The following is a 26,306-nucleotide window of genomic DNA, read 5'->3' on the forward strand; positions in this document are numbered from 1 at the left end:
CGCGAATGCGGTGGGTCAGTTGCGTGAATGTGACTGACCCACCGCATTCGCGAGCAAGCCCGCTCCCACAGGGAAGGGTGTGGCTATTGAATCAACGAGCCCCGCAGGGAGTGCGGTTGCGCGGCGTCGATGTGCACATCGGCAAACTGGCCGATCAGGGCCGGGGTGTCGCAGCGAAAGTTGACGATGCGGTTGTTTTCCGTGCGGCCCTGCAATTCGCCGGGGTCTTTTTTCGAATAGTCGGTGACCAGGATCCGCTGGACGGTGCCGACCATTTGTCGGCTGATCTCGAAACCTTGCTGGTTCAGGCGGTGCTGCAAGGCGTTGAGGCGTTCCTTTTTCAGTTCTTCCGGGGTGTCGTCCGCCAGATCGGCTGCCGGAGTGCCGGGGCGCTGGCTGTAGACGAAGGAATAGGAGAAATCGAAACCGACGTCTTCGATCAGCTTCATGGTCTGCTGGAAATCTTTCTCGGTTTCGCCGGGGAAACCGACGATGAAGTCCGAACTGATGCAGATGCCCGGCACTGCTGCTCGCAGTTTGCGCAGCTTGGATTTGTACTCCAGCGCCGTGTGGTTGCGTTTCATCGCCGCGAGGATCCGGTCGGAGCCCGATTGCACCGGCAGGTGCAGGTGCTTGACCAGTTCCGGGACTTCGGCGTGGGCCTGGATCAGGCTGTCGGAGAACTCCAGTGGGTGCGAGGTGGTGTAGCGGATGCGGTCGATGCCATCCACCGCCGCCACCACGCGGATCAGCTCGGCGAGGTCAGCCAGGCGGCCGTCGTGGGTCAGGCCGCGATAGCCGTTGACGTTCTGCCCCAGCAGGGTCACTTCGCGTACGCCGTTTTCCGCCAGGTGGATGATCTCGGCGATCACGTCGTCGAACGGCCGGCTGACTTCTTCGCCGCGGGTGTACGGCACCACGCAGAACGTGCAGTACTTGCTGCAGCCTTCCATTACCGAGACATAGGCGCTGGGGCCATCGATACGCGGTTCGGGCAGGTGGTCGAACTTTTCGATTTCCGGGAACGACACGTCCACCTGCGGCAGTCGGGTCACGCGGGCAGCGTCGATCATTTCGGGCAGGCGGTGCAGGGTCTGCGGGCCGAAGACCACGTCCACGTACGGCGCGCGGTCACGGATGGCGGCGCCTTCCTGACTGGCCACGCAACCGCCGACGGCGATGACCATCTCCGGGTTGGCCAGCTTCAGTTCGCGCCAGCGGCCGAGCTGTGAATACACCCGGTCCTGGGCGCGCTCGCGGATCGAGCAGGTGTTGAGCAGGATCACGTCCGCGTCTTCGGCGCGGGCGGTGACTTCCAGGGCCTGGTGGTCGCCCAGCAGATCGACCATGCGCGAGCTGTCGTACTCGTTCATCTGGCAACCGTGGGTTTCGATGTATAGCTTCTTGGCCATGGACGGGTCATCACGTGATTCAAAGAACCGCGCATTATAGGGAACAAGTCCCCCGGTTCCTACCGCTGTGCGAGCAGCGGCTATGCTATAGTTCGCGCCCTCTTTTTTACCCGCCGATGTGTTTCGCCAGCCATGACCAAACGTGAAGCTCCAATCTACAAGGTGATTTTCCTCAACCAGGGCCAGGTGTTCGAAATGTACGCCAAGCAGATCTATCAGAGTGATCTGTGGGGTTTCCTGGAAGTGGAAGAGTTCGTCTTTGGCGAGCGCACGCAAGTGGTCGTCGACCCGAGCGAAGAAAAGCTCAAGGCGCAGTTCGAAGGGGTGGTGCGCAGTTTCGTGCCGATGCATTCGATCGTGCGCATCGACGAAGTGGAACGCCTGGGCACCCCGAAAATCAGCGAAGCCCGCGGCGCGGTCGGCAATGTGATGCCGTTTCCGATGCCAATGCCTGAGAAGTAAACTTGTCGATAAGTTGAGCGCAGTCCTTTGTGGCGAGGGAGCTTGCTCCCGCTCGGTTGCGCAGCGACCGCAAAATCCTGGGGCCGCTGCGCAGCCCGGCGGGAGCAAGCTCCCTCGCCACAATTGCTCCCAGCCGAGGCCAGGGTGGTTTCAGGGCAACGGCGAAAACGGCGTGCGCCCGTCGGCGTTCTGCAATTCCATCAGGTATTTGCGAAAGATCTGCCCCAGCACCTGGGTGGCGACCTCCAACTCGTCGCGGGGCATTTGCTCGGCGACTTCGTCGGCGGTGTCCAGGGCTTCTTCGGCGCCGTTGACCGCTGCCATCTTCAGAACGATGTAGGCCTGGACATTGTTGGCCGGCACGCCCTCGCCGTGGAAGAACATGCCGCCCAGCTTGTATTGCGCCTGGGCATGGCCTTGCAGCGAGGCTTTTTCGAAGTAGTCCAGGGCCAGCTTGAGGTCGCGGGGCGCGACCTTGCCTTCGTAATAGAACTCGCCCAACTCGTATTGCGCTTGTATATCACCCGCGTCCGCCGCCTTTTTACAAGCGTCGAGTGCCGGTGCGAGATCTTGTGGCTGGGTGTTGAGCGTGCAACGGCCCAGTGCCGGGATCAACAACGAGTTGCCGCCTGCCTGTGCGTTCGCCAGCAGGGGCTGAAGGAGCAACAGGCAGCCCAAGGCAAGGATGCGGCCGGTGCGGTTCATGGGAATCGACTTACCTCTGAAGGGCGCGCGGACCCTCGGGGGATCCAATAAGCGCGCATTATGAAATAAGCGGGGCCATCCTTACAAAGTCTTTACTCGTTTTTCTGCTGCGAAGGCATGCCAACCGCTGCATCTCGGGTAAATGCGTAGGAAAAGTCACGGGGCTTGTCGGCAATCACTGACGCCGGCGTCAGCCAGCGTCAGTTATCCACAGGTTTACTTCAGCGCCGCGAAGGCCCGTTCGGCCGCATCGAGGGTGATTTTCAGCTCGGCTTCGCCATGGGCGATGGAGGTAAAGCCGGCCTCGAAGGCGCTCGGCGCCAGGTACACGCCGCCCTCGAGCATCAGGTGGAAGAAGCGCTTGAAGCGGTCGGCATCGCTGGCCATCACGTCTTCGAAGGTGACGATGTCATCGGCGCCGCTGAAATACAGGCCGAACATACCGCCAGCCTGGGTGGTCACGAACGGGATACCGGCCGCGTCGGCGCGAATCTGCAGGCCGTCGAGCAGGCGGGTGGTGAAGTCGGTCAGTTCGGCGTGGAAGCCCGGACGGCTGATCAGGCGCAGGGTGGTCAGGCCGGCGGCCATCGCCAGCGGATTACCCGACAGTGTGCCGGCCTGGTACACCGGGCCCAGCGGGGCGATGCATTCCATGATGGCGCGCTTGCCGCCGAAGCAGCCCACGGGCATGCCGCCGCCGATGATCTTGCCGAATGTGCTCAGGTCCGGCGTTACGCCGTAGTGGGCCTGGGCGCCGCCAAGGGCAACGCGGAAACCGGTCATCACTTCGTCGAAAATCAGCACCACGCCATGCTGGTCGCACAGGCTGCGCAGGCCTTCGAGAAAGCCCGGCGCCGGCGGTACGCAGTTCATATTGCCAGCCACTGGCTCGACGATGATGCAGGCCACTTCCTGGCCGACATCGGCGAGCATCTTCTCGACTTCTTCCAGGTCATTGAACGGCAGGGTCAGGGTGTGTTTGGCGAACGCCGCCGGCACGCCGGCCGAACTCGGTACGCCCTGGGTCAGCGCGCCGGAGCCGGCCTTGACCAGCAGGCTGTCGGAGTGGCCGTGGTAGCAACCCTCGAACTTGATGATGCTGTCGCGCCCGGTGTAGCCCCGCGCCAGGCGGATCGCGCTCATGGTCGCCTCGGTGCCGGAGCTGACCATGCGCACCATTTCCATCGATGGAACGATCGAGCAGACCAGGTCGGCCATCTCGGTTTCCATGGCGGTCGGGGCGCCGTAGGACAAGCCATGTTGCAGCTGGTTGCGCACCGCATCGAGCACGTCCGGATGACTATGGCCGAGAATCATCGGGCCCCAGGAGCCGACGTAATCCACGTAGCGCTTGTTGTCTTCATCGGTTACGTACGCGCCTTCGGCGTGCTTGAAGAACAGCGGGGTGCCACCGACGCTCTTGAACGCACGCACGGGCGAGTTCACGCCACCGGGGATGTGTTTCTGGGCGTTGGCAAACAGGGTTTCGGAACGGGACATGGTTGGGCTCTCGAAAACGGAAATTAGTTGATCTTCAACAGATCATTGAAAGCGCGGGCGCGGCGCGTCACTTCCCCGGTGCTGTCGGCGCCGAACAGGCCGTGGATCACGGCCAGCAGGTCGACGCCATGGGCCACCAGCGGGGCGGCGTTGTCCAGGGTGATGCCACCGATGGCGCACAGCGGTATATGCAGTTTGAGGCGGGCCTGGCCCAGCAGTTCAAGGTTTGCGCTGGGCGCGCCGGGCTTGGTATTGGAATTGAAGAAGCGCCCGAACGCGACGTAGCTGGCGCCTTCGCGGGCGGCTTGTTCAGCCAGTTCCAGGCTGGCGTGGCAGGTGGCGCCGACGATCGCCTGGTGCCCGAGCAACGCCCGCACCGGCCCCAGCGGCCCATCAGTCTGGCCCAGGTGCACGCCGACGCCCAGGCGTGCGGCCAGCTCGGCGTCATCGTTGATGATCAGCTGGGTCTTGTAGCGCTCGCACAGGTTGCGCAGCGCTTCGGCTTCGCGCAGGCGCCGGGCCTCGTCGCTGCTTTTATCGCGGTATTGCAGCAGGGTAACGCCGCCTTCCAGCGCTGCTTCCACATACGCGAGGAATTTGCCAGCCAGCAGTTGACTGTCGGTGATGGCGTACAGGCCACGTAATTTCATGCCACAGGCCTCCGGAGCTACGAGCAGAAATCCAGCGGCAGGCGGCGCGGCACGAACTGGCCTTGGCCCAGTCTTTCGGCGTCGCGCAGGGTGCGCCAGGTGTAATCCAGTGCAGTCTTGACCGCGCTGGCGAGCTGTTCGCCCTGCGCCAGTCGACCGGCCAGGGCGCTGGCCAGGGTGCAGCCGGAACCGTGGTAACTGCCGGGCAAGCGCTGGCAGGTAAAGGTTTGGCGGCGACCGTCGCGGCTGTACAGGCGATTATGGACCTCATGCTCATCGCCGTGACCGCCGGTGATCAGCAGGTGCTTGACGAAGGGCAACAGTTTTTCCGCGCATTCGTCGGCGCTGCCCTCGGGCAGTTCGGCGAGGATCCGCGCCTCGGGCAGGTTGGGGGTGGCGATGATCGCCAGCGGCAGCAGGCGTTCGCGCATGGCATAGCCGACTTCATCCTTGCCCAGCCGCCCGCCACCACCGGCGCGCAGCACCGGGTCGCAGACCATTGGCAGGTGCGGGTGGGCCTGGAGCAGCTCGACCACCGTGTCGACCATTTCCAATGAGCCGAGCATCCCCAGCTTGACCGCCGCGACCTGCGAGTCGTTGAGCACGGCATTGGCTTGCGCCAGCACCCACTCCCGGTCGAGCACGCGAAAATCGCTGACGTTGACCGTGTCCTGCACGGTCAGCGCGGTAACGGCCGGAGCGGCATGGCAACCCTGGGCGAGCAGGGCTTCGATATCTGCCTGCAAGCCGGCGCCACCACTGGGGTCGTGGCCGGAGAGACAGAGGACAACGGGGCGAGAGCTGTAGATATTCATGGTGCGCGAGCTTACCACCAAACCTGTTTTATCGGTGGTCGGACTCGGCGGGATTTGTACTCGATTGATCGCTTTGCTGGTTGCCTTTCGTGGCGAGGGAGCTTGCTCCCGCTGGGCTGCGAAGCGGCCCCGGTTTTTGGGAGCGCTGCGCACTCCGGCGGGAGCAAGCTCCCTCGCCACGTTCGTCCGGTTAGATTCCTCACTGACCAAAGCAACAGCTCTATCTCAATGCTTGGCGCTGAAACGCCCGTTCTAGAGCCTTCTGTGGGAAAAATTTCAATGGTGCAAATTGGCCATCAACGGCTATGCTAGAGATGGATCCAACCAATAACAGGTAATGCCGGTTTTACGTCTACTCAGGGAATGGGGGGCTTCCTGACTCAACCGGACAGGCCACGCTGGGGCTTAAATGCGCTATTTGCTGATGTTGCTGCTGTGCTTGTCGCCTCTGGCAAGTGCCCTCGAATTCGATGAATTCACCCAGAGCCTGCCTTTGGGCCATGCCCTGCAGGTGCTGGAAGATGCCAATGGCACGGCCACGATTGACGAAGTGATGGCCCAGGCCGCCGCCGGGCACTTCAAACCCCATGACAAAGCCACGCTGAACGCCGGTTATTCGCGCTCGGCATTCTGGCTGAAAATCGATTTGCAATACCGCCCCGGCAATCCGGACGCCCAGCGCACCTGGCTGCTGGAATTGGCATACCCGCCGTTGGACCACCTCGACCTGTATCTGCCGGACGCCGCGGGGAGGTATCGGCTGGTCCGTCAGACCGGCGACGCGTTGCCGTTCGCCGCCCGGGAAATTCGCCAGAACAACTACCTGTTCAGCCTGGACTTCAAGCCCGATCAGCAGCAGACCGTGTACCTGCGCCTGCAAAGCCAGGGCTCGATCCAGGCGCCGTTGACGCTGTGGTCGAGCACCGCGTATCTGGAACAACAGCCGTTGCGCCTGTATGTGCTGGGGATTATCTACGGTGTGCTGTTGGGGATGCTGGTCTACAACCTGTTCATCTACCTGAGCGTCAGGGATACCAGCTACCTCTATTACATTGTCTATATCGCCTCGTTCGGCCTGTATCAGTTGTCGGTCAATGGCGCGGCCGTGGAGTATTTCTGGCCGGACAATCCCTGGTGGGCCAATGCCGCAACGCCGTTTTTCATCGGTTGCGCGGGCCTGTTCGGCAGCCAGTTTGCCCGCAGCTTCCTGCAAACCGCCCAACACAGTCGTTGGCTTGACCGCTTGCTGCTGGCGCTGATTGCCTACAGCGCCCTGGTGGTGGGTCTGTCGCTGATGACCAGTTACGCGTTGGCGCTGCGCCTGGCGACGCTGTTGGCGCTGGTGTTCACCGTGGTGATCTTTGCCGCCGGGCTGCTTGCCTGGTGGCGCGGGCTGCGGGTGGCGCGCTATTTCATCATCGCCTGGTCGGCGTTTCTGCTGGGGGGCATCGTCAATACATTGATGGTGCTCGGCTACCTGCCAAACGTGTTCCTGACCATGTACGCCAGCCAGATAGGCTCGGCCATCGAGGTGGCGCTGTTGTCCCTGGCCCTGGCCGACCGCATCAATGCCATGCGCGAGCAGCAGGCCCAGACCCTGTTCGATGCCGGGCAGAAGCTGGAAGTGCTCAACCAGCAACTGGCCCAGGGCAACAAGCTCAAGGATGAATTCCTCGCCACCCTGACCCATGAACTGCGCACGCCGATGAATGGTGTGATCGGTTCCCTGGAGTTGATGGAAACCGTCGAGATGGACGAGGAACTGACCCAGTACCAACAGACCGCCGCCGGCTCGGCGCGGGACATGATGCGCATGGTCAACGGCATGCTCACCCTCACCGAATTGCAGGCCGGCAAGCTCAAGGCCCGGTCGGCTCCGTTCAGCCTGCGCGGGGTGATCGATGCCTTGCAGGTGCCGTTCGATGCCAACGCGGCGGCCAAGGGGCTGGACTTCAAGGTTGATGTGGCGCCCGGGCTGGCGGACCGTTTGCTGGGCGACAGCGCCAAGCTGACCCAGTGCCTGGAGTGCCTGTTGGACAACGCCATCAAGTTCACCCGGGTCGGTGGCGTGGTGCTGCGGGTCAACGGCAGGACCACGGAGCTTGATCGATTGGTGCTGTCCTTCGCGGTGGTCGACACCGGTATCGGCTTTACCGACCTCGGGGAGGCGACCCTGTACCAGCGCTTTTTCCAGCTCGACGGTTCGATGACTCGCGAGTACGGCGGCCTCGGCGTGGGCCTGGCGATCTGCCGGCAACTGGTGGAACTGCTGGGGGGGCGCTTGACCCACACGTCCGAGCCCGGTCGCGGCAGCCGTTTCCAGCTGGACGTCAGTTTTGAAATCGCCTTGCCCGAGGCCACGCCGTCATCATTTGCATTCAGCGCACACCAGGACTCCCGCCTGCCGCAGGATTGCACGGTGCTGCTGGCCGATGACAACAACATCGATCAGTTGGTCATGCGCGGCATGCTGCTCAAGCTGGGCTACCGGGTGCGCACCGCCGACAGCGGCAGTGCCGCCCTGGACCTGCTGCGCGACGAGAGTTTCGATGCGGTGCTGCTCGATTGCCAGTCGCCGCCGTTGGATGGTGCGTCGGTCTGCTGTCAGATCCGCACGCTGGCGGGTTGCGAGGACCTGCCGGTGCTGGTGGTCAGCCCGGACCGGGAGCAGCGGTGCTGCCCGTCGGGTGCGTTGATCGATTATCTCGCTAAACCGGTGAAGTTCGAGGCACTGCAGGCGGTGCTCCAGCGCCGGGTACTGTGCCCGAAGCAGGGTGAAAGCGCCGACATTTAGGCGGGTATGACACTTTGTTCGGCCTGGAGGCGGTGCTTAACTGAATCCCTGCTGGCCGACCGAGGACCCCGTCATGAACCTGCACCAGTTCGCCGAAACCCACGACGTCACCAATCAGCCGCCCTCCCTGGATGGCGTAAACCTGTACCGCATCGACCTGCCATTGCAGCAATGGTCGCAACGCTTCGGCGCGGGCTGGGCGCAGGGACGGATCGATGAGTACGGTGCACTGGCCGGCGGGCCACTGATGGAGGCGGGGTTCCTGGCCAACCAGAACAAGCCGGTATTTTCCAGCCATGACCGCTACGGGCATCGCGTCGACCTGGTGGAATTTCATCCGGCCTACCACCAACTGATGCGCGCCGCCGTCGAGCATGGCCTGCCCAGCCTGCCTTGGGCCCATCCGCAGCCCGGCGCCCATGTTGCCCGCGCCTCGATGACCTACCTGCACAGCCAGGCCGAAGCCGGCACCGGCTGCCCGCTGACCATGACCTTCGCCAGCGTGCCGGCGCTGCGTTTGCAGCCGGACCTGGCCGAGCGCTGGCTGCCCAAGGTACTCGCCACCGAATATGACCCGCGCAACGTTGGCATCGACCACAAGGCCGGAGTCACCCTTGGCATGGCGATGACCGAGAAGCAGGGCGGCACCGACGTGCGGGCCAACACCACCAAGGCCTACCCGGTGGGCGCTAGTGGTCCGGGCCAGGCCTATGAACTGGTGGGGCACAAATGGTTCTGTTCGGCACCGATGTGCGACGCCTTCCTCACGCTGGCCCAGACCGACAAGGGCCTGACCTGTTTCCTGCTGCCGCGCCATCGGCCGGATGACAGCCGCAACCAGTTCTACATCCAGCGGCTGAAGAACAAGCTGGGCAATTGCTCCAACGCCTCGAGCGAAGTGGAGTTTCGTGGGGCACTGGCCTGGATGGTCGGCGAGGAAGGGCGCGGGGTGCCGACGATCATCGAAATGGTCGCCATGACCCGCTTCGATTGCATGGTCGGCTCCAGTGCCCTGATGCGCCAGGCGCTGACCCAGGCCAGCCACCACTGCGCCCACCGCAAAGTCGCCGGCAAGCTGTTGAGCGAGCAGCCGCTGATGCAAAACGTCCTGGCCGACCTGGCCTTGGAAAGCGAATCAGCGTTGGCCTTGAGCCTGCGCATGGGTCGGGCGCTGGATCACCTGAGTGACGAGCACGAGGCCAAATTCGCCCGGCTGGTGACGGCGGTGGGCAAGTACTGGATCTGCAAACGCGCCCCGGCGATGATCAACGAAGCGGCGGAATGCATGGGCGGCGCCGGCTATGTCGAAGACAGCATCCTGCCGCGCCTGTACCGCGAGGCGCCGGTCAACTCGACCTGGGAAGGCTCCGGCAACGTGCAATGCCTGGATGTATTGCGTGCCCTGTCCAAGGAGCCCGGTGTGCTGGAAGTGTTGTTCAGCGAGCTTGGCGACGGCCATGGCGACAAACGCCTGGCCGCTCATATCCACCGGTTGCAGGCGGCGTTCAAGGACACCGATGACATCCAGTACCGCGCCCGGCAACTGACCGAAGACATCGCCGTCGGCCTGCAAGCCAGGCTGCTGCTCGAAGCGGGAAACAGCGACATCAGCGACGCCTTCATCGCCAGCCGCCTCGGCTCGACCGGGCGGGCCTACGGCACCTTGCCCCGGGGCCTGAATGTCGAGGCCATCGTGATGCGCTCCACGCCGCAGGGGTTCTGAGTCGCTGTTGATCAGCACCCGGATTCCTTGTGGGAGCGGGCTTGCTCGCGAAGGCGATGGCACATTCAACTCCTGTATGGACTGACCCACCGCTTTCGCGAGCAAGCCCGCTCCCACATGGTCTGGCGGTGTTCGTGGGTCCTCAGTCCAACACGAACTCCTGTGGTTCAGGATCAGTGGCTACCCGATAGCGCCCATTACGCCACTGTTCCCGTAAGGCCACGATGCAGGCAAGATGAAGGCCTGCAAGTCAGAACACAGGAAGCTGATCGTGACCGAAGCGTTTATTGTCGTTCAAACCGCCGAACAAGCCGTGGATCGCCTGGCGGCCCTGCACGAGCGTGCGACCACCGCGCTGAACCAGGCGCTGATGCGTTATCTCAAGGACCGTGTCGAGCCGAGTGCCGAGCAACGGGCGTTGTTTCGCTACCCGGCCCTGCGCCTGACCTATCATTGCCATGGCGAGGTCCCGCAAACCACTCGCGCCTATGCCAAGGTCCAGCTGCCGGGCACTTACTGCGTCACCGTCACCCATCCTGCCGCGTTCCGCAAATACTTGCTGGAACAACTGGTCCCGCTGATGCACGACTTCACGGTTACCGTGGAAGTCGGTGTAAGCGAACAAAATATTCCGTACCCGTACGTGGTGGAGCAGGGCGATGAACTGGCCGGCTCCGGCGTGACCGCTGCGGTGCTGGCGCGGGTGTTCCCCAGCACTGACCTGTCGGCCGCCACCGACGGCATCGCCGACGGCCTGTACGACTGGGAAAACACCGACCCGCTGCCCCTGGCGCTGTTCGACGCCGCTCGCGTGGACTTTTCCCTGCGCCGCCTGGTGCATTACACAGGCAGCGACTGGCGCCATGTGCAGCCATGGATCCTGCTGACCAACTATCACCGCTACGTCGACCAATTCATCGTCCATGGCCTGGAGCAACTGCGCAGCGATCCGCGTTTCGTGCGCATGGTCCTGCCGGGCAACGTGATCATCGACAAGAACATGGACCACGGCGAAGCGTCGGCGATTGCCGCCGGCGTGGTCTGGCACCGTTACCAGATGCCGGCCTATCACCTGCAAGCCAGCGATGGCCATGGCGTGACCCTGGTGAACATCGGCGTCGGCCCGTCCAACGCCAAGAACATCACCGACCACCTGGCGGTGCTGCGCCCTCATTGCTGGTTGATGATCGGCCACTGCGGCGGGCTGCGGCAGTCCCAGACCATCGGCGACTACGTGCTGGCCCACGCCTACATGCGTCGCGATGGGATTCTCGACCGGGTGGTGCCGCCGAACATCCCGATCCCGGCCTTGGCCGAGGTGCAGCTGGCGTTGCAACAGGCCGCGGCGAACATCACCGGCGAGAAGGGCGACGAGCTGAAAAAACGCCTGCGCACCGGCACCGTGCTGACCTACGACGACCGCAACTGGGAGCTGCGCTGGGCCCAGGAGCGGCCGCTGATCAACCTGTCCCGCGCCGTGGCGGTGGACATGGAAAGCGGCACCATCGCCGCCCAGGGTTATCGCCTGCGGGTGCCTTACGGCACGTTGCTGTGCGTGTCGGACAAACCGTTGCACAGCGAAATCAAGCTGCCGGGCTCGGCCAACGCGTTCTATGAGCGGGCGGTCAACCAGCACCTGAAGATCGGCATCGCGGCGCTGGACCTGTTGCGCACCGAACTCAATTCGTTGCACTCGCGCAAATTGCGCAGCTTCGACGAGCCGCCGTTCCGCTGATGTCCTGTTGACGGACAGTGGTTATTTAACGGTCGGGCCACTAGCATGGTCGGCCCTGACCGTTAGATGTTGTACTCGCCATGCCCCGTCCTCCACGCCCCGCTTCCCGTCGTCCTGACGCCAAGCCGCCAGCAACCGCCCCGCGTCGGGTGGCCAAGGCCCCGCCGGCCGAGCCCAGGCTGATTCTGTTCAACAAACCTTTCGATGTGCTGACACAGTTCAGCGACGGGGAAGGGCGGGCGACGCTCAAGGACTTTATCGACGTGCCCGGTATCTACCCGGCCGGACGCCTTGATCGCGACAGCGAAGGACTGCTGTTGCTGACCAACGACGGGCAATTGCAGGCGCGCATCGCCGATCCCAAACACAAACTGGCCAAGACCTATTGGGTGCAAGTGGAAGGCGAACCGAGTGCCGAGCAGTTACAGAGCTTGCGCGATGGGGTGGAGTTGAACGACGGCATGACCTTGCCGGCCGAGGCTCGCCCGTTGGATGAGCCGCAACTGTGGCCGCGCAACCCGCCGGTGCGTTTTCGCAAAAGCGTGCCCACGAGCTGGCTGGAACTGGTGATTCGCGAAGGGCGCAACCGTCAGGTACGGCGCATGACCGCCGCGGTGGGTTTGCCGACGCTGCGGCTGGTGCGGGTCAGGATTGGTGATTGGTCCCTTGAAGGACTGGACCAGGGCCAGTGGAAGGAAGTGCCGGCGCGCTTATAACGCCCCGGATTCGATCAGGCCGATCACTACACTCTTGATGACGAACGCGGCCACGCCAAGGCCCAGCACGAAAAACAGGATGAACGAGCCGAAGCGCCCGGCCTTGGACTTCTTCGCCAGGTCCCAGACGATGAAACCCATGAAAATGATCAGGATGCTGACCAGACCGGTCATCATCCACTCTTCGAAAACAGCAGGATCCATCGGGACACTCCGGCACAGGCGCGGTTGAAAGGCCGGGCGATTATACGGCATGGGGGATGAGCGAGGGATTGGCCTGCGGCGGTGTGTCGCAGCTGTTCATCGCCTGGGCTGACGCGTTGTGGCGAGGGAGCTTGCTCCCGCTCGACTGCGCAGCAGTCGCAACCCGGTCCATGGCAATCCGGTCGAAGTTTGGGGTCGCTGCGCCCGAGGCGTCGGACCGTCCCAGCGGGAGCAAGCTCCCTCGCCACAAAAGCGGTCAGCTGCGCAGGTGGGTCAACGGCAGTTCCGTGCTGCTGAGCACCTGGTTGAGCACGAAGCTGGAGCGCACGCTGGTGACGCCGTCGATCCGGGTCAGGTGCCCCAGTAGCAGTTTCTGGTAGTGGTCCATGTCGGGTACCACGACCTTGAGTTGGTAGTCGGCATCCATGCCGGTCACCAGGCTGCATTCCAGCACTTGCGGCAGGTTGCGGATCGCCGCTTCGAAGTTCTCGAAACGCTCGGGGGTGTGGCGGTCCATGCCGATCAGCACGTAGGCGGTCAGGCTCAGGCCGAGCATCTTGCGATCGAGCAGGGCGACCTGGCGGGTGATATAGCCGTCATCCTCCAGCTGTTTGACCCGGCGCGAGCAGGGAGAAGGCGAGAGGCCGATCCGCTCGGCCAGTTCCTGGTTGGAGATGCGTGCGTCGCGCTGCAATTCCGCCAGGATGCTCAGGTCATAACGGTCGAGTTTGCTCATCGGTCGGGCCTTTATCTTGATAATTGCGGCGGATTATCTATCCGAGGTTAAAAATTGCGCAAGTGATGTTTATTTCCGCAATCTTCGCAATCATCTGTCGGCACGCCAGGCTTATTCTTATCACCAAGATCACTGCTCGGACAAACAGTCCAGTGCAGCCCGCCCAAACAGGCCGGCTGCGGTCGCAACACCCACCGGTGTTGGCAGACCCCCGAGCTGCACACGGTCCAGAAGACAGTGTGAGGTGAGCCGACGTCAAAAGCGTCGCGCACGGACGAAGTTCTCAAGGGGAGGCCGATGGGTCTCCCTTTTTTAATGCCTGCGAAATAAACCTCGCGGCTGATAATCTGTCGCAGAACCGGCCTGGGCTTTCTCCAGTCTTATCATCAGGCCCTGAACCGTCGTGAGGAATAACATGAAGTCGCGCATCTGGCGTTTGGCAGGTGTTGGTCTGTTGTGGGCAAGTGTCAGTGCGCAGGGAATGGCCGATGATCAGCAGAACCGTGGCGGTCCGGACGGTGGGCGCGATCACGATGGGCGAGGCGGCAACGGCCAGGGGTACTCGGGTCAGCCTCGGCCACAGAGCAACGAGATCATTCGGGGCGACAACAGTCGCCAGTTCGAGCCCGGCGCCCAGCGTCAGGGCGGGCAGAACTACGGCAGGCCACCTCACGACCCCAACGGTAACGGTCGCCCGCCGCAGCAACCGGGCAATAACCTGCCGATCCAGGGACGGCCCGACAGCGTGACCCAGACCCGGGAACCGCAGCAGGGTTATTACCGCGATATCCCGCGCCGCAGCGAAGGCTATCCGAGTGGCGGCCAGCGTCCCAATCATGACAATCGTCCCGACCAGCATTGGGCCGGTCGTCCGGATGGCCATGGCAACGGCTGGGGTCCCGGGCCGCAGTACCGTCCGGGGTCTGTGATCGACCGCTTCCCGGATCGCAACTACCGGGTGCCCTATCGCGGCCAGGATTACTTCTATTCGGGCGGCTACTGGTATCGCCCTCAAGGGCCGCGCTATGTAGTGGTAGAGCCGCCGCGAGGCATCCGTACCCGCTACCTGCCCGACTACGCCCGTGAAGTGTGGATCGGTAGCTCGCTGTTTTTCCTCGCCGCCGGGGCCTATTACGTTTATGAGGCCAATACCCAGGATTACGTGGTGGTCGATGCGCCCGTTGCCAACCCGCAGCCGCAACCCCAGGGTAACAGCTACGACGTGGTGGCATATCCGGCCAACGGACAGTCACCCGAGCAGGTCAACCAGGATGGCTACGATTGCTATCGCTGGGCCGTGCAGCAGAGCGGTTTCGACCCGCGCAACTACACCTACCCGCCAGCGCCGGAGGTGGTGCAGACCTATCGGCAGGCCCAGGGCAGTTGCTTGGGCAGTCGTGGGTATCAGGTGAGTTACTGATCGCAACGCGGCTTCTTGTGGTGAGAATGCGTTCCCCTGTGGCGAGGGAGCTTGCTCCCGCTGGGACGGTCCGACGCCTCGGGCGAAGCGGCCCCAGGATCTTGCGGTCGCTGCGCAACCGAGCGGGAGCAAGCTCCCTCGCCACAGGGGGCAGGCATCAGGTGCGGATGTTTTTCACCACCTCCGAAGGATCGGCATGCACCAGCACTTCGGCCTTCGGATAGGCGCGGTGGATGGCATCGGCGGCCTGGTCGCTGATGCCGTGGGCCACTGACAGGGTCAGCTCGCCGGGCAATTCAAGGTGCAGTTGCACGAACCAATGGTTGCCGGAAATCCGCGTGCGCAAGTCATGGGCGCCGAGCACGCCGGGCACGCCGCAGGCCAGTGCCAGCATGTGCTGGCTGACGTCGGGTGGCAGTTCCTCATCCATCAGCACCGCGAAACTTTCCCGGCCGATCTGGACCGCGCTCCAGAGAATGTAGGCGGCGATCCCCAGGCCGAACCAGGCGTCGAGCTGATACCAGCCGAACCCGGCCAGCACCAGGGCCACCAGGATGCTGCCGTTGAGCAGCAGGTCGGAGCGATAGTGCAGCGAATCGGCGCGCACGGCGTTGGAGCCGGTGGCGCGGATGACTTTATGTTGCAGCGCCAGCAACGCCAGGGTCAGCGCCAGGGAAAACACGATCACACCGACGCTCAGCCAGGGCGCATCCACCGGCACCGGGTGCTTCAAACGCTCGAAGGCCTGCAAGGCGATCAACACCGCACTGCCGCCGATGAACAGCGCCTGGGCCATGCCCGCCAGGGACTCGGCCTTGCCATGGCCGTAGCGATGGTCATCGTCGGCTGGGCGCAGCGCGTAATGCACGGCCAGCAGATTGAGCAGCGAAGTGACGCCGTCCAGTGCCGAGTCAGTCAGGCCGGCGAGCATGCTCACCGAACCGCTCAACCACCAGGCCAGCGCCTTGGCGACAATCAATATCAGCGCCACGCCCACCGACGCCCGGGTCGCCAGGCGCAATAGGCGAGCGTGTTCGATGCTGGTGGTCATGGCGCGGTCGTTCCTTCAGTGGCGCCCATCACGCGGCAGGCTTGAGCCCGAGCGCGGCCAGTTGCTGTGCGCTGCCTTTGTGCTGGATCAGTCGAGGATCGTCTAGCGGGAAGCTGCGGCCCAGTTCGCGCTCCAGAATCGCCTGCAATTTTTGGTTGTTGACCGTGCCGTCAGGATTGATGGCCGGCTTGAGTTTCTCTGGCTCGATCTGGACGCTGCGACCCGGCTCGAAATAGATAGCGCCGGTGGCAAAGTCCACCGCGAAGGCAATCAGCCCGGGGATGATGTAGAACAGTAGTCCGACGGCGTCGAGCGCGGCAATCGCCGGGTCGATCTTGCCATCGATCTGGCCGCGACGGTCCGGGTAGAAGATCGAGCCACAGGCACTGATCTGGGTCAGCAGGGCAGCGACCAGGACGCCGCCAATCACGCGAAAGGGCATACGCATAACAATCTCCTGAACAGGTAAGGGCGTTGCTGGTTTGAGTCCAGACCACGCCAAACAGTTCGCCGTTATACTCGGCCCTCTGTTTTGGAGCCAGCATGATTTCTTTGCCGATTGATGAAGTTTTACCCGCCTTGCGTCAAGCCCTGGCGTCGCGCCACGAAGCTGTGCTCGAAGCGCCGCCCGGCGCCGGTAAAACCACCCGCGTGCCCCTGGCCTTGTTGCACGAGCCGTGGCTGGCCGGGCAGACCATCCTGATGCTCGAACCTCGGCGCCTGGCAGCCCGGGCGGCGGCCGAGCGGCTGGCCAGTGAGTTGGGGGAAAAGGTCGGTGAAACGGTTGGCTACCGGATTCGCCTCGACAGCAAGGTCGGCCCTGACACCCGTATCGAAGTGGTTACTGAAGGCATCCTCACCCGCCGCTTGCAGGACGACCCGGCGCTGGAAGGCGTGGGCCTGCTGATTTTCGATGAGTTCCACGAGCGCAGCCTCGACGCGGATCTGGCCTTGGCCCTGAGCCTCAATGGCCGGGAATTGTTTCGCGACGACCAGCCGCTGAAGATCCTGCTGATGTCCGCCACTCTGGAAGGCGAGCGCCTGGCCGGGCTGCTGGACGACGCGCCGATCCTGCGCAGCGAAGGGCGGATGTATCCGGTCAGTGTGCGTTGGGGCCGCCCGTTCCAGCCCGGTGAATTCATCGAGCCGCGACTGGTGCAGACAGTGCTGGAAGCGCTGCACGATGAACACGGCAGTGTGCTGGTGTTCTTGCCCGGGCAGGCGGAGATCCGTCGCGTCCACCAGCAACTGGCCGACGCTCTGGGCGAGAACACCACTGTGCTGCTCTGTCCGTTGCACGGCGAACTGGACCTTGCGGCCCAACGCGCGGCCATAGACCCGGCGCCCTCCGGCAAACGCAAAGTGGTGCTGGCGACCAACATTGCCGAAACCAGTTTGACCATCAATGGCGTGCGGGTAGTGGTCGACGCCGGCCTTGCGCGTGTGCCGCGTTTCGATCCGGGCAGCGGCATGACCCGGCTCGACACCCAGCGCATCTCCCGGGCCAGCGCGACTCAGCGCGCGGGTCGAGCTGGACGCATGGAACCGGGGATCTGTTACCGGTTGTGGTCTGAAGACCAGCACGAACAACTGGCCGCCTATGGCAGCGCGGAGATTCTCTCGGCGGACCTGGCCGGCCTGGCGTTGCAACTGGGACGTTGGGGCGTGACCCCGCAGCAACTGGTCTGGCTCGACATTCCGCCCGCCGCCGCCTACGCCCAGGCCCAGGACCTGCTGCAACGCCTGGGCGCGCTGGACGGAGCGCAATTGACTCGCCACGGCCAGGCCATGGCCGAGTTACCCGCTCATCCACGGATCGCCCATTTGTTGCTGCGCGGCCAGGCGCTGGGGCTGGCGGACATGGCGTGTAACGTTGCGGCGCTGTTGGGCGAACGTGACATTCTGCGCGGTGCCGGGGCGGATCTACACAGTCGCCTGGCTTTGTTATCGGGCGAAGAGCGGGCGGCGCGTGGCGCCCAGGGCGGCGTGCAGCGGGCTCGGCAGTTGGCCCGGCAATATCGCGGCTACCTGCGGGGCAAGGCCGAGGAAGCGGTGGCCGATCCCGATCATCCGCGCTGGCTTGGCGCGCTGTTGGCATTGGCCTACCCGGACCGCGTTGCCCAACAGCGCCGACCGGGCGGGGCGGAGTATCGTCTGGCCAACGGTCGCGCCGCGCTGTTTGCCGAGGCCGACAGTCTGATGAAGCAAACGTGGCTGGTTGTCGCCGACCTGGGCAGCCGCCAGGGCCAGCGCGAGGAGCGGATTTACCTGGCAAGCGATTTCGACCCGGCGCTGTTCGACTCGGTGCTGGCCGAGCAGGTACACACGGTGGACCAGTTGGACTGGGACGAACGCGAAGGCGTGCTGCGGGCCGAGCGCCAGCGCAAGGTCGGCGAACTGGTGCTCAGCCGCGAGCCGCTGACCGGGCTGGATGAAGCCGCCCGCAGCCAGGCCTTGGTGAACCTGGTGCGCCGCAAGGGCCTGGAACTGCTGCCGTGGACCCCGGAGCTGCGCCAGTGGCAGGCGCGGGTGGCGTTGTTGCGACGCCTGGACCTGGACGCCAAAGGCGAGAGTGAATGGCCGGACGTCAGCGACGCGGCGCTGCTGCGAAGCCTCGAACATTGGTTGCTGCCCTACCTGGGGAGGGTTTCGCGCCTCAGTCACTTCGCCAACCTGGATCTATCCAGCATCGTTCACAACCTGCTGCCCTGGCCGTTGCCGCAGCGCCTGGACGAATTGGCTCCCCACCATCTGAGCGTGCCCTCGGGCTCCTCGATCCGCCTGGACTACAGTGAGCATCCACCGATCCTGGCCGTGCGCTTGCAGGAACTGTTCGGCCTGGCCGACACCCCGCGCATTGCCGGCGGCCGCCAGATCGTCAAGCTGCACCTGCTGTCACCGGCACGGCGACCGGTGCAGGTGACCCAGGACCTGGCGAACTTCTGGCGCAGCACGTATGCCGAGGTGAAGAAGGATTTGAAAGGACGGTATCCCAAGCATTACTGGCCGGATGATCCGTTGGTGGCCGAGGCCACGGCGCGGGTGAAGCCGCGTAAGTGAGTTGAGTGAGGTTGAGTTCAGCCTGATACCTTCTGTGGGAGCGGGCTTGCTCGCGAAAGCGTCGGTTCAGTCAGTACAAATATGTCTGATCCAGCGCTTTCGCGAGCAAGCCCGCTCCCACAGGAGTTCGACCGTTGATTCTGCTATGGCGTAGCCGGCAACAAGAACCGCGCGATCACCGGCAGATGATCCGAGATCCGTAACGTATCGTCCTGCCGCACCTGGGCTTCGACCCGTTTGATCCGTGGGCTGTAGAAAAGGTAGTCGACGGTGCGGTCGGGGCCGTTGAGGCCGGGGTCGTTCGGGTAGTGGGTCAGCCAGTGCTCGCGGTCGATGCCGCTGGCCTCGTTGTTGGTGGGAATCATCGGGTATTTGTCCCACAGCAGGTGCAGCGGGCTGTCGGCGGAGTAGGGCATGCGTTGTTCAACGGGCAGGCGCCGGTACTGGCCCAGGGGCAACAGGTTGAAGTCGCCGCCGATCAGCCACGGCGTGCCGGCGGATTCGAGTTTGTCCAGCGCCTTGGCGACGGCGCTGACTTGTGCGGGCAGGGTTTCATCGGCCTCGGCAGCCCGTTCCAGGTGGGTATTGAGCACCGCCAGTTGGCCGCCATCGCTCAGCGACAGGTAACTCACCAGCAAGGCGTCCTTGGGTTGGAACTGACGGCTGATGAAATTGGCATCGGCCACCGGCAGTTGCACCCGTTCGGCATGGTCGATGCGGTAGCGGCTCAGGGTCGCCAGTTGCCGGCCGACGCTGCCGAAGATGTGCGGGGCGGGTATGAAATCGGCCTTCCAGTCGAAGGCGCTGGTGCTGCACGGGTAGAGATCGGCCAGGCGTTCCTGCAACAATTTGAGCTGGTTCTGGTAGTCGCTGGCCTTGGCGCCGTTGTCCAGTTCCTGGAGCAGCACGACGTCGGGTTGTTCATCGCGAATGACCCGCGCCACTTCATCGAGGCTGAAGGCCATGTCTTCCAGGGTCGGGCTTTCGTCGTCGCCCTGAGCCAGGTCATGCCAGAACACATAGCGCTTGCCGGCCAGGAACTGCACGTTCCAGGTCATCACTTTCAAGGCCTGGCCGGGCATCAGCGGCGCTGCGTTGGCCGCGCAACTGACCGGCAGTGTTTCCCGGGGCTGCGGCCGCCAGGTCAAGCCGTAGATCGACAGGAAGGCCAGACTGAGGATCAACAGCAGGCCCAGCAGGATGTAGCGCAGTAGACGGGTCATGGCTCGGCTTATGGGCGAAACGCGAAAGTGATCCCGAGCATAACCGAGAGCGCTTCTCGAGCCCAAGCCCAAGGCAGCGCCATCAGCGGTTGCCTGGTTTCCCTTCGATCAACATGAACAGGCGGAACAGCACCACGGTGGTGAACAATTGCAGGAAGCTGTGAACGCTTTCGATCAGCAGGCTGAGCACGGGATTCTGCGGTGGCGGGTACGCCGAGACGCTGACGCCCTTGAGCAGCCACAGCGGGCCCATCACACAGAGGATGCACAGCAGGATCCGCCAGAAATTGCCGCGGCTCATGTTCATGCTTTCCTTCATCGCGGCCAGCGGTGTCAGCCCCCTCAGGACCAACAGGTATTCACTGAAGGCCAGGGGCACCATCAGCCACAGGCCCGGCAGGATGTAGAGCGACATACCCACCAGAATCATCAGCGTATTGAGAGCCGTCAGCAGGGCAAAGCGCGGCCACAGGGTCAGGGCTGTCGCCAGCAGATCACGGGGGCGTGGCGCATCACCACGGCTGCGGGCGTCGAGAAACAGGATCAGCGCGGCGGTGTACAGCGGGTACACCAGCAACCCGACGATCAGGCTGTAGCCGGGGAAGCCTTCGGGGCCGACGGCGTTGTCCACGCCTTGTTGCAGCAGTGCTTCCAGTATCACCAACGGCAGGCACAGCTGGGCGATCCGGCCCAGATGGCGCTTGAAGAAATAAAGGGAGTCGCGCAACACGTCAAACGGATTCATGGGTCGGTATCGCAGTTCGAAAAGCGGTTCGACACTTTAACCGATCGCCCCCCCGCACAAGCAAACGTAAACATCTGGTAAAGACCGTTGAAACCTTGCTGGCGAGCCCCATAACTGGTTCGCACCGGTCTTGGGATCGGAATGGTTTTCTACCCGGCAATCTGATGAGGTCGCCATGAACAGCGAAGAACAAACCCTGATCGATGGACTGTTTTCACGGCTGCAACAAGCCGAAAAGGACTCAGCCCCGCGCGACGCCCAGGCCGAGGCGCGGATCAAGGAGCACCTGGCGAGCCAGCCTGCGGCCGGTTATTTCATGGCCCAGGCGATTCTGGTGCAGGAGGCCGCGATCAAGCGCCTCGATGAGCAGAACAAGCAGCTCACCCAGCAGGTCGAGCAATTGCAGGCCGAACTGCAACAGGCCCGCAGTCAGGCGCCGGTATCAAGCAGTGGCGGCGGTGGTTTTCTGTCGAGCATTTTCGGTGGCAGCAACCGGGACTCGCGTCCGGCACCTGCCCCAAGCGCTCCGGCCTCCGGCGGCTGGCGTGAACCGGCGCGGCCCTCGTTCAACGCCGCCCCGGCCCAGCAGGGTTTCAGTGCGCCGCCCGCCGGCTACGGCGCACCGCAACAGCAGGCGCCGGCCGCGGGCAGCTTCCTCGGGGGCGCGCTGAAAACCGCCGCCGGCGTGGCCGGTGGCGTGATGCTGGCCCAAGGCATCAGCAGCCTGTTCCACAGCAACCAGCAGCCGCAGGAAATCGTCGAGATCCTGCGCGAAGAGCCGGCTCAACCGGTCAACGAAGCCGGCGACAGCGGTTGGGGCGATGACCAGCGCGTCGCCGATAACGAAGGCTTCGGCAATGACCAGGGCGGTTTCAGCGACGCCGACTACAGCGACGATTCCTCCTTCTTCAGCGACGACGACTCCTTCGTCTGACCTGCCATTCGTCCGGGGCGCCCGTGCGCCTCGGACCGATTATTCGCGTGACGTTCCTTTGGGCTGGCATACTGGGCGCCTTTTCAGGCCCACTGGCCTGCGCTCGTGCATCCAAGAGGAACCGCGGTGAAAAAAATTGCAGTGTTCGCCGACGTCCAGAACCTCTACTACACCGTGCGCCAGGCCTACGGCTGCCACTTCAACTACGCCGCGCTGTGGGCCGATGTCAGCAAGCAGGGGCAGATCGTCGAGGCCTACGCCTATGCGATCGACCGTGGCGACAGCAAGCAGCAGCAGTTCCAGCAGATCCTGCGCAACTTAGGCTTCGTCGTGAAGCTCAAGCCCTACATTCAACGCAGTGACGGTTCGGCCAAGGGCGACTGGGACGTGGGCATCACCCTGGACATCATGGACGCCGCCGATCACGTCGATGAAGTGGTGTTGGCCTCCGGCGATGGCGATTTCGACATGCTGCTCGAACGCATCATCAGCAAGCACGGGGTGCAGGCGGTGGCCTATGGTGTGCCGGGGCTGACGGCCAACTCGCTGATCCGCGCCGCCAGCCGCTACGTGCCCATCGAAGGCGCGCTGCTGCTCAAGAATTGATTTGTACGGAGTTCATACAGGTTTGGAACGCATCGCAGTCATCGACTTTGAAACCACCGGAATCACCCCGAGCAGCAGTTGCCGGGCCACGGAAATCGCCGTGGTGATCCTCGAGCGTGGGCAGATTGTCGACCGCTACCAAAGCCTGATGAACGCCGGCGTACGGGTGCCGGCCTTCATCGAGCAACTGACCGGTATCAGCAACGCCATGCTGCGCAGCGCGCCGCCGGCAGAGAAGGTGATGAACGAGGTCAATGAGTTCGTCGGCATCACGCCACTGCTGGCTCATAACGCCGCATTCGACCAGAAGTTCTGGGACTTCGAACTGGGGCGGATCAAGCGCACCCGCCTGCAGAATTTCGCCTGCTCGCTGTTGCTGGCCCGGCGCCTGATGCCGGCGGCGCCGAACCACAAGCTCGGCACCCTCAACAGCTTCGCCGGCCTGCCCCACACCGGCCAGGCTCACCGGGCCATGGCCGACGCCGAAATGGCCGCCAACCTCACTGCCCACCTGGTCGGCGAGTTGCGGCAAAAGCATGGAATGCGGGAGTTGTCCCATGACCTGCTGTGCAGCTTGCAGAAAGTGCCGGCGGCGAAGATCAATGAGCATCTCAAGCGCTATCGCGTAGGCTGAATGCACCACAAAACCCCTGTGGGAGCGGGCTTGCTCGCGAAAGCGGTGGGTCAGTTAACGTAAATGTCGACTGATATACCGCCTTCGCGAGCAAGCCCGCTCCCACAATGTTGATTTGTGGTGAGTCTGCTATTTGCCATTGCCCTCCAACTGCCCCAACGGCACGCGCTTTTCAATGGCGCTGGAGAGCACGATCGAGGTCTTGCTGAAGCCGAACTTGGCGATGCGGTTGATCAGTTCTTCCAGTTCCGGCATCGAGCCGACGGCCGCCTGCATGATCACGCAGGGGTCGCCTGTCACCCGGTGGCACTCGGTCAGTTGTGGGATTTTGCACAGTTCGTCGTAGGTCTTTTGATTGCCGTGCTGGTTCATCCGCAGTTCGATGACGCATTGCACCGGCAGGCCGATCTTCGCCATGTCGACTTTGGCTTGATAGCCAGTGATCACACCACTGGCTTCGAGTTTGCTGACCCGCTCGGCCACGGCCGGGGCCGACAGGTTCACTTTGCGGGCCAGGTCGGCGTAGGACGCACGGCCGTTTTCCAGTAGGGCGGCGAGCAGCATGCGGTCGTATTTATCCACGGTATGGCTTCCAGAGAGCGTCACTTTCGAAAGCACGGTTTATAGCGTTGATCTCCGTGTTTTGAAAAGTGTATGGCTCGGATAAACAGGTTTTGTAGCTTATTTTCCGCCGGTCGCCTTTCTAGAATAACCTCTCTTCATTGACCTGACTTCGAGCCAACCATGCCGGGCGTACGCCGTTTCCCTCTGCCATTGATCGCTGCTTTCTTCGCCTTGTACGTCATCTGGGGTTCGACCTACCTGGTGATCCGTATCGGCGTGGAGCATTGGCCGCCGCTGTTGCTGGCCGGGATTCGCTTCGTACTGGCCGGCTCGCTGATGTACGGCTTCCTGCGCTGGCGTGGGGCGCCGGCACCGACCTGGGCGCAATGGAAGGCCGGGGCGATCATTGGCGTGCTGTTGCTCAGTTTTGGTAACGGTGCGGTGAGCGTGGCTGAACACACCGGTGTGGCTTCCGGGGTGGCGGCGCTGGCTGTGGCGACGGTGCCGTTGTTTACCTTGCTCTGCGGCTATTTCTGGGGCGCGCGTAATACCCGTCTGGAATGGGCGGGGATTGTCCTTGGGCTGATCGGCATTGCCATGCTCAACCTGGGCTCGAACCTGCAATCGAGCCCCTTGGGCGCCACGTTGCTGGTGTTCGCGGCGGCCTCGTGGGCCTTCGGCTCGGTGTTGAGCAAGCACGTGCCGTTGCCGGCGGGGGCGATGGCCAGCGCCGTGGAGATGCTGGTGGGCGGTGTGGTGCTGTTGATCGGCAGCGTGGCCAGCGGCGAACGCCTGGAACAGATGCCGCCGTTCGAAGGCTGGTTCGCCCTGGCTTACCTGACGTGCTTCGGTTCGATTATTGCCTTCAACGCCTACATGTATCTGCTCAAGCACGTGCGTCCGGCGGCGGCCACCAGTTATGCCTACGTCAATCCGGCCGTGGCGGTGCTGCTGGGCATCGTCTTCGCCGGCGAAACCATCGGCGTCGAAGAGTCCGTGGCGATGTTGGTGATCATCAGTGCAGTGGTGCTGATCGGGTTGCCCCAGTGGCGCAAACCCAAGCCTGCGCCGGCCGTAACCTGATTTAGGGTAAACTGCCGCGCATTGCACACACCTTGCGCTGATTTTTCCTACGGTACTTCCATGACTTTCGCCACCCTTGGCCTGATCGACCCCTTGCTGCGCGCCCTCGACACGCTCGGCTACCAGACCCCGACCCCAGTGCAGGCCCAGGCCATGCCGGCGGTACTGGCCGGTCGCGACCTGATGGCTGCGGCCCAGACCGGCACCGGTAAAACCGCCGGTTTCGCTGTGCCGCTGTTGCAGTTGCTGACCACCGAAGGGCCGAAGGTCGCCTCTAACTCGGTGCGGGCGTTGATCCTGGTGCCGACCCGAGAGTTGGCCGAGCAGGTCCATGAAAGCGTCCGTCAATACGCGCAGAACCTGCCGCTGAGCACTTACGCGGTGTACGGTGGCGTCAGCATCAATCCGCAAATGATGAAGCTGCGCAAGGGCGTCGACCTGCTGGTCGCCACGCCGGGGCGCCTGTTGGATCTGTTCCGCCAGAACGCGCTGAAGTTCAACCAGCTCCAGACCCTGGTGCTGGACGAAGCCGACCGCATGCTCGACTTGGGCTTCTCCGAGGAACTGGCGAATATCTACAAGGCGCTGCCGAAAAAACGCCAGACGCTGCTGTTCTCGGCGACCTTTTCCGACGCCATACGCTTGTTGGCCGGGCAGATGCTCAACGACCCGCTGAGCATTGAAGTCAGTCCCCGCAACGTGGCTGCCAACACCGTCAAGCAATGGGTGGTGACGGTGGACAAGAAGCGCAAGCCGGAACTGTTCGTGCACCTGATGCGCAAGAACAAGTGGAAGCAGGTGCTGGTGTTTGCCAAAACCCGCAACGGCGTCGATGCGCTGGTGGAAAAACTCCAGGGCCTGGGCGTCAACGCCGATGGCATCCATGGTGATAAGCCCCAGGCCACCCGGCAACGGGCGCTGGACCGCTTCAAGCTGGGTGAGGTGCAGATCCTGGTGGCCACCGACGTTGCCGCCCGTGGCCTGGACATTGAAGACTTGCCGCTGGTGGTCAATTTCGATCTGCCGATAGTCGCCGAGGACTACATCCACCGTATCGGCCGTACTGGCCGGGCGGGCTCGAAGGGTGAGGCGATTTCCCTGGTCTGCGCCGATGAAGTGAATCTGCTGTCGGCCATTGAGATGTTGACCCGTCAGACGTTGACTCGCCAGATGGAGCAGGACTTCGAGCCTGAACATAGGGTGCCGGACACCGATGCCAGCGGTCAGGTGATCAAGAAGCCGAAAAAGCCGAAGAAACCGAAAACTTCGGGCGGTGGCGGCAAGCGCAACCTGGGTAAGTGGGTCGACAGTGGCGACGCCGCGCCGGTGGAGCCGTCGGTCAAGCCGGTGCGCAAAGTGCCGGTGTTCAATACCGGGCCGCGTAAGCGTAAGCCTTGAGGATTGGGTTTATCCGGTAGACCGCTGGCGTCGGATCGGGCCCGGAGCAAGGGATTTGCATAGGCCCCAGTGTGGGAGCGGGCTTGCTCGCGAAGGCGGTGTATCAGTTAACGAAGATGTTGACTGACACACCGCC

Annotated in this window: 24 protein-coding genes; 12 read left to right on the forward strand and 12 right to left on the reverse strand. The window is 63.3% G+C overall.

What is annotated here, in order from left to right; all coding sequences use genetic code 11:
* Window positions 1-83: 83 nt before the first annotated feature.
* Window positions 84-1,412: a tRNA (N6-isopentenyl adenosine(37)-C2)-methylthiotransferase MiaB gene (gene miaB, locus RGM2987_RS05615; RefSeq protein ID WP_245139130.1), complete on the reverse strand. Its 1,329-nt coding sequence runs from the start codon at window positions 1,410-1,412 to the stop codon at window positions 84-86.
* 132 nt (window positions 1,413-1,544) lie between these two features.
* Here miaB and RGM2987_RS05620 point away from each other — a divergent pair, with 132 nt between their 5' ends.
* Window positions 1,545-1,874, forward strand: a complete 330-nt coding sequence (locus RGM2987_RS05620) for a DUF1820 family protein (protein WP_003185742.1) — start codon at window positions 1,545-1,547, stop codon at window positions 1,872-1,874.
* Window positions 1,875-2,024: 150 nt separating this feature from the next.
* Here the strand turns inward: RGM2987_RS05620 and RGM2987_RS05625 are convergent, their stop codons facing one another.
* The 4 genes from RGM2987_RS05625 to RGM2987_RS05640 all read right to left on the reverse strand — a co-directional run bounded on the left by RGM2987_RS05625 (window position 2,025) and on the right by RGM2987_RS05640 (window position 5,544).
* Window positions 2,025-2,579 carry a tetratricopeptide repeat protein gene (locus tag RGM2987_RS05625; RefSeq protein WP_245139131.1) on the reverse strand — a complete coding sequence of 185 codons (555 nt, stop codon included), beginning with the start codon at window positions 2,577-2,579 and terminating at the stop codon, window positions 2,025-2,027.
* A 216-nt stretch (window positions 2,580-2,795) separates the two neighbouring features.
* Window positions 2,796-4,079 carry a glutamate-1-semialdehyde 2,1-aminomutase gene (gene hemL / locus RGM2987_RS05630; RefSeq protein WP_245139132.1) on the reverse strand — a complete coding sequence of 428 codons (1,284 nt, stop codon included), beginning with the start codon at window positions 4,077-4,079 and terminating at the stop codon, window positions 2,796-2,798.
* Window positions 4,080-4,102: 23 nt separating this feature from the next.
* Window positions 4,103-4,729: a thiamine phosphate synthase gene (thiE, locus tag RGM2987_RS05635; protein WP_245139133.1), complete on the reverse strand. Its 627-nt coding sequence runs from the start codon at window positions 4,727-4,729 to the stop codon at window positions 4,103-4,105.
* A 17-nt stretch (window positions 4,730-4,746) separates the two neighbouring features.
* Window positions 4,747-5,544 carry a hydroxymethylpyrimidine/phosphomethylpyrimidine kinase gene (locus tag RGM2987_RS05640; RefSeq protein ID WP_245139134.1) on the reverse strand — a complete coding sequence of 266 codons (798 nt, stop codon included), beginning with the start codon at window positions 5,542-5,544 and terminating at the stop codon, window positions 4,747-4,749.
* Between the two features lie 409 nt (window positions 5,545-5,953).
* Between RGM2987_RS05640 and RGM2987_RS05645 the strand changes: the two genes are divergently transcribed.
* The 4 genes from RGM2987_RS05645 (at window position 5,954) to RGM2987_RS05660 (ending at window position 12,512) form a co-directional block, all read left to right on the forward strand.
* Window positions 5,954-8,338: a hybrid sensor histidine kinase/response regulator gene (locus RGM2987_RS05645; protein ID WP_245139135.1), complete on the forward strand. Its 2,385-nt coding sequence runs from the start codon at window positions 5,954-5,956 to the stop codon at window positions 8,336-8,338.
* A 73-nt stretch (window positions 8,339-8,411) separates the two neighbouring features.
* Window positions 8,412-10,061 carry an acyl-CoA dehydrogenase family protein gene (locus RGM2987_RS05650; protein ID WP_245139136.1) on the forward strand — a complete coding sequence of 550 codons (1,650 nt, stop codon included), beginning with the start codon at window positions 8,412-8,414 and terminating at the stop codon, window positions 10,059-10,061.
* Window positions 10,062-10,296: 235 nt separating this feature from the next.
* The gene (gene amn / locus RGM2987_RS05655; RefSeq protein ID WP_245139137.1) at window positions 10,297-11,796 is read left to right on the forward strand and encodes an AMP nucleosidase; all 1,500 of its coding nucleotides are present in this window, start codon (window positions 10,297-10,299) and stop codon (window positions 11,794-11,796) included.
* Between the two features lie 149 nt (window positions 11,797-11,945).
* Window positions 11,946-12,512 carry a pseudouridine synthase gene (locus RGM2987_RS05660; RefSeq protein ID WP_245139149.1) on the forward strand — a complete coding sequence of 189 codons (567 nt, stop codon included), beginning with the start codon at window positions 11,946-11,948 and terminating at the stop codon, window positions 12,510-12,512.
* Here RGM2987_RS05660 and RGM2987_RS05665 read toward each other — a convergent pair.
* Together RGM2987_RS05665 and RGM2987_RS05670 are read right to left on the reverse strand one after the other, a co-directional pair.
* Entirely contained in the window at window positions 12,507-12,716 is a 210-nt protein-coding gene (locus tag RGM2987_RS05665) for a DUF2788 domain-containing protein (RefSeq protein ID WP_003185724.1), read from the reverse strand. The genes RGM2987_RS05660 and RGM2987_RS05665 overlap by 6 nt on opposite strands.
* 256 nt (window positions 12,717-12,972) lie before the next feature.
* Window positions 12,973-13,452 (reverse strand): Lrp/AsnC family transcriptional regulator, encoded by a 480-nt coding sequence (locus tag RGM2987_RS05670; protein ID WP_024780290.1) that lies wholly within the window; start codon window positions 13,450-13,452, stop codon window positions 12,973-12,975.
* A gap of 415 nt (window positions 13,453-13,867) precedes the next feature.
* On the opposite strand from RGM2987_RS05670, the gene RGM2987_RS05675 reads away from it, so the two are divergent.
* Entirely contained in the window at window positions 13,868-14,872 is a 1,005-nt protein-coding gene (locus RGM2987_RS05675; RefSeq protein ID WP_245139138.1) for a DUF6515 family protein, read from the forward strand.
* Window positions 14,873-15,029: 157 nt separating this feature from the next.
* On the opposite strand, the gene RGM2987_RS05680 is transcribed toward RGM2987_RS05675, so the two are convergent.
* Together RGM2987_RS05680 and RGM2987_RS05685 are read right to left on the reverse strand one after the other, a co-directional pair.
* Entirely contained in the window at window positions 15,030-15,923 is an 894-nt protein-coding gene (locus RGM2987_RS05680) for a cation diffusion facilitator family transporter (RefSeq protein ID WP_245139139.1), read from the reverse strand.
* A gap of 28 nt (window positions 15,924-15,951) precedes the next feature.
* Window positions 15,952-16,371 (reverse strand): polyribonucleotide nucleotidyltransferase, encoded by a 420-nt coding sequence (locus tag RGM2987_RS05685; protein ID WP_245139140.1) that lies wholly within the window; start codon window positions 16,369-16,371, stop codon window positions 15,952-15,954.
* A 95-nt stretch (window positions 16,372-16,466) separates the two neighbouring features.
* On the opposite strand from RGM2987_RS05685, the gene hrpB reads away from it, so the two are divergent.
* On the forward strand, window positions 16,467-18,983 hold the full coding sequence (gene hrpB, locus RGM2987_RS05690) for an ATP-dependent helicase HrpB (RefSeq protein ID WP_245139141.1): 2,517 nt from the start codon (window positions 16,467-16,469) through the stop codon (window positions 18,981-18,983).
* Between the two features lie 143 nt (window positions 18,984-19,126).
* Here hrpB and RGM2987_RS05695 read toward each other — a convergent pair whose 3' ends face one another.
* Both RGM2987_RS05695 and RGM2987_RS05700 read right to left on the reverse strand, forming a co-directional pair.
* The gene (locus tag RGM2987_RS05695) at window positions 19,127-20,206 is read right to left on the reverse strand and encodes an endonuclease/exonuclease/phosphatase family protein (protein WP_245139142.1); all 1,080 of its coding nucleotides are present in this window, start codon (window positions 20,204-20,206) and stop codon (window positions 19,127-19,129) included.
* Between the two features lie 82 nt (window positions 20,207-20,288).
* Complete coding sequence (locus RGM2987_RS05700; RefSeq protein WP_245139143.1) at window positions 20,289-20,951, reverse strand: YciC family protein; 663 nt, start codon at window positions 20,949-20,951, stop codon at window positions 20,289-20,291.
* 175 nt (window positions 20,952-21,126) lie between these two features.
* Between RGM2987_RS05700 and RGM2987_RS05705 the strand changes: the two genes are divergently transcribed.
* The 3 genes from RGM2987_RS05705 to RGM2987_RS05715 all read left to right on the forward strand — a co-directional run bounded on the left by RGM2987_RS05705 (window position 21,127) and on the right by RGM2987_RS05715 (window position 23,125).
* Window positions 21,127-21,885, forward strand: a complete 759-nt coding sequence (locus RGM2987_RS05705; protein WP_245139144.1) for a DUF2076 domain-containing protein — start codon at window positions 21,127-21,129, stop codon at window positions 21,883-21,885.
* A gap of 126 nt (window positions 21,886-22,011) precedes the next feature.
* On the forward strand, window positions 22,012-22,491 hold the full coding sequence (locus tag RGM2987_RS05710; protein ID WP_003185707.1) for an NYN domain-containing protein: 480 nt from the start codon (window positions 22,012-22,014) through the stop codon (window positions 22,489-22,491).
* Window positions 22,492-22,513: 22 nt separating this feature from the next.
* Window positions 22,514-23,125 (forward strand): 3'-5' exonuclease, encoded by a 612-nt coding sequence (locus RGM2987_RS05715; RefSeq protein ID WP_245139145.1) that lies wholly within the window; start codon window positions 22,514-22,516, stop codon window positions 23,123-23,125.
* Between the two features lie 129 nt (window positions 23,126-23,254).
* Here the strand turns inward: RGM2987_RS05715 and RGM2987_RS05720 are convergent, their stop codons facing one another.
* Window positions 23,255-23,707 carry an Lrp/AsnC family transcriptional regulator gene (locus RGM2987_RS05720; RefSeq protein WP_245139146.1) on the reverse strand — a complete coding sequence of 151 codons (453 nt, stop codon included), beginning with the start codon at window positions 23,705-23,707 and terminating at the stop codon, window positions 23,255-23,257.
* Window positions 23,708-23,869: 162 nt separating this feature from the next.
* Here RGM2987_RS05720 and yedA point away from each other — a divergent pair, with 162 nt between their 5' ends.
* Window positions 23,870-24,772 (forward strand): drug/metabolite exporter YedA, encoded by a 903-nt coding sequence (yedA, locus tag RGM2987_RS05725; RefSeq protein WP_245139147.1) that lies wholly within the window; start codon window positions 23,870-23,872, stop codon window positions 24,770-24,772.
* A 60-nt stretch (window positions 24,773-24,832) separates the two neighbouring features.
* Entirely contained in the window at window positions 24,833-26,170 is a 1,338-nt protein-coding gene (locus RGM2987_RS05730) for a DEAD/DEAH box helicase (RefSeq protein ID WP_245139148.1), read from the forward strand.
* Window positions 26,171-26,306 lie beyond the last annotated feature (136 nt).

It is taken from the genome of Pseudomonas sp. RGM2987 (assembly GCF_022952855.1).
Classification (GTDB): Bacteria; Pseudomonadota; Gammaproteobacteria; order Pseudomonadales; family Pseudomonadaceae; genus Aquipseudomonas.

What these genes read in the sequence shown, in the direction of transcription:
- RGM2987_RS05685 (WP_245139140.1), bottom strand. Translation starts at nt 16,371, where the DNA reads ATGCGTATGCCCTTTCGCGTGATTGGCGGCGTCCTGGTCGCTGCCCTG.
- RGM2987_RS05695 (WP_245139142.1), bottom strand. Translation starts at nt 20,206, where the DNA reads ATGACCCGTCTACTGCGCTACATCCTGCTGGGCCTGCTGTTGATCCTC.
- RGM2987_RS05665 (WP_003185724.1), bottom strand. Translation starts at nt 12,716, where the DNA reads ATGGATCCTGCTGTTTTCGAAGAGTGGATGATGACCGGTCTGGTCAGC.
- RGM2987_RS05640 (WP_245139134.1), bottom strand. Translation starts at nt 5,544, where the DNA reads ATGAATATCTACAGCTCTCGCCCCGTTGTCCTCTGTCTCTCCGGCCAC.
- miaB (WP_245139130.1), bottom strand. Translation starts at nt 1,412, where the DNA reads ATGGCCAAGAAGCTATACATCGAAACCCACGGTTGCCAGATGAACGAG.
- RGM2987_RS05650 (WP_245139136.1), top strand. Translation starts at nt 8,412, where the DNA reads ATGAACCTGCACCAGTTCGCCGAAACCCACGACGTCACCAATCAGCCG.
- RGM2987_RS05705 (WP_245139144.1), top strand. Translation starts at nt 21,127, where the DNA reads ATGAACAGCGAAGAACAAACCCTGATCGATGGACTGTTTTCACGGCTG.
- RGM2987_RS05700 (WP_245139143.1), bottom strand. Translation starts at nt 20,951, where the DNA reads ATGAATCCGTTTGACGTGTTGCGCGACTCCCTTTATTTCTTCAAGCGC.
- hrpB (WP_245139141.1), top strand. Translation starts at nt 16,467, where the DNA reads ATGATTTCTTTGCCGATTGATGAAGTTTTACCCGCCTTGCGTCAAGCC.
- RGM2987_RS05680 (WP_245139139.1), bottom strand. Translation starts at nt 15,923, where the DNA reads ATGACCACCAGCATCGAACACGCTCGCCTATTGCGCCTGGCGACCCGG.
- thiE (WP_245139133.1), bottom strand. Translation starts at nt 4,729, where the DNA reads ATGAAATTACGTGGCCTGTACGCCATCACCGACAGTCAACTGCTGGCT.
- RGM2987_RS05645 (WP_245139135.1), top strand. Translation starts at nt 5,954, where the DNA reads ATGCGCTATTTGCTGATGTTGCTGCTGTGCTTGTCGCCTCTGGCAAGT.
- yedA (WP_245139147.1), top strand. Translation starts at nt 23,870, where the DNA reads ATGCCGGGCGTACGCCGTTTCCCTCTGCCATTGATCGCTGCTTTCTTC.
- RGM2987_RS05675 (WP_245139138.1), top strand. Translation starts at nt 13,868, where the DNA reads ATGAAGTCGCGCATCTGGCGTTTGGCAGGTGTTGGTCTGTTGTGGGCA.
- RGM2987_RS05670 (WP_024780290.1), bottom strand. Translation starts at nt 13,452, where the DNA reads ATGAGCAAACTCGACCGTTATGACCTGAGCATCCTGGCGGAATTGCAG.
- RGM2987_RS05730 (WP_245139148.1), top strand. Translation starts at nt 24,833, where the DNA reads ATGACTTTCGCCACCCTTGGCCTGATCGACCCCTTGCTGCGCGCCCTC.
- RGM2987_RS05620 (WP_003185742.1), top strand. Translation starts at nt 1,545, where the DNA reads ATGACCAAACGTGAAGCTCCAATCTACAAGGTGATTTTCCTCAACCAG.
- RGM2987_RS05625 (WP_245139131.1), bottom strand. Translation starts at nt 2,579, where the DNA reads ATGAACCGCACCGGCCGCATCCTTGCCTTGGGCTGCCTGTTGCTCCTT.
- hemL (WP_245139132.1), bottom strand. Translation starts at nt 4,079, where the DNA reads ATGTCCCGTTCCGAAACCCTGTTTGCCAACGCCCAGAAACACATCCCC.
- amn (WP_245139137.1), top strand. Translation starts at nt 10,297, where the DNA reads ATGAAGGCCTGCAAGTCAGAACACAGGAAGCTGATCGTGACCGAAGCG.